We start from the raw sequence: 1,548 nt of genomic DNA, 5'->3' as shown, positions 1-1,548 counted from the left end.
TCCGATCCCAGGCCGTCGATGCCGGCCCGGGTGCGGGCACCCCATACCACCGTGCCCTTGCCGGGCAGCATGCGCACGGTGTTGATGGCCTGCTCGTTCAGCAGCCCGCTCAGCCCGTCGTCCAGCGGCAGCGTGGGCGCCGCGCCGCCGGCCAGTTGTGCCTCCAGGCCAGCGGGCGCCTTCCACACGCCCCGCTGGCGGTCGGTGCGCGCCATCATGCCGGCCACCGCGCCGCAGGGCACGCGGTCCTGCCCGCCGGGGCCCGACAGGCGCGGGAAGTACAGCGCCGCGTCGGGGCTGCCGGGGCACAGCGTGGCGGCGCCTGCCAGGGCCTCCCGTGCGCTGCGCCAGGCAGCGGGCGGGTCGATCAGCAACAGCGCCCGTTGCTGGCCGGCCAGCCGCGCCGCGGCAGCCCACAGCTCGGGCGGCCAGTCGGTGTGCGCATCGGGGGGCGGCAGGCACAGCAGGTGGAAAGGCGGCCCGGCGGACAGCGCGTGCAAGCCGGTGGCCGCTGCTTCGTCGCCCATCAGGTCGGCGGCGGTGAGTGGCTCGCCGTCATGGCCGGGGCGAAGCAGTTCGCCAGCGCCGGTGTGCAGCGGGGTATCGGGCGCTGCGTCGTCCAGGCGCAGCAGGGCGGATGGGTGCAGCTGCGGGCCGGCCTCCATCGGGTGGCCGGGTTGCAGGCTCAGGCCCTCATAGCGCTCGTCGCGGCCGCTGGCCGGGTCTTGCACGCTGAGGTTGAACCGCGTGGCGTCGCCCGGCTGCACCGTGAGCTGAAGCTGCAGCCCATCGCCCCAGCGGCCAGGGTCGACGGCGCGCAGCGGCAGGCCGCCCACCCGCCAGCGGCTGCAGCCGTCAGCATGGGAGGCCGCAGCGTCGGCTTGCGGCGCGGCCGGCCGGTACAGGCGCAGCACCAGCGCAGCGCTGCCACCGTTGGCAAAGAAGTCGGCCACGGCCGCGGCCAGCGCATCACCGGCCGGCGCGGGGCCGAAGAGGCGCAGGAAATCGTTCAGGCTGCCCACGGCTTGCGGCCGGCCCACCGGGCCGCGCCAGGCGCGGCCGGCCAACGCCGTCACCGAGGTGGGCTGGGCGGCCACCGCGCGCAGCCAGGCCGGCGTCTCTTCGATCGCCACGCCAGGAAAGGTCAGGGGGGTGGGCATGCAGGCGGCACGTGGGGGCTGCCGCCCACCTTAGCCCGCCTGCAGGCGCGGCCGTATCCCTAGGACCGGCCTGTCTAGACAAGCGCCGGGCGCCGCCCCCTCAAGCCGCGACGCGGAAGCGCGCGGCTACGCCGGCCAGGCGCTGGGCCTGGTCCTGCAGGCTTTGTGCGGCGGCGGCCGATTGCTCCACCAGCGCGGCGTTCTGCTGCGTCATGTGGTCCAGCTCGCTGACGGCGCGGCCGATCTCGCCGATGCCGGTGCTCTGCTCGCCCGAGGCATTGGTGATCTCACTGACGATCTGGCTGACGTGGCGCACGCTGTCCACGATCTCCTGCATCGTGGTGCCGGCGTCCTGCACCAGGCGGGCGCCCGATTCCACGCTGTCGAC

At 75.1% G+C, this 1,548-nt stretch carries 2 protein-coding genes; both read right to left on the bottom strand.

Annotation, left to right across the window (positions count from 1 at the left end):
* Positions 1 to 1,160, bottom strand: a 1,160-nt coding sequence (locus ABNT58_RS03790) for a hypothetical protein (protein WP_348752182.1), incomplete at its 3' end; no start/stop codon positions are given.
* 100 nt (positions 1,161 to 1,260) lie between these two features.
* Positions 1,261 to 1,548: methyl-accepting chemotaxis protein (locus ABNT58_RS03785; RefSeq protein ID WP_348752181.1), on the bottom strand; the 288-nt coding region annotated here is incomplete at its 5' end.

Origin of the sequence: uncultured Aquincola sp., assembly GCF_964001545.1 — a bacterium.
Classification (GTDB): Bacteria; Pseudomonadota; Gammaproteobacteria; order Burkholderiales; family Burkholderiaceae_C; genus Aquincola.
The sequence above is the reverse complement of the archived record's forward strand: the minus strand, read 5'-3'. Positions and strand labels throughout refer to the sequence as shown.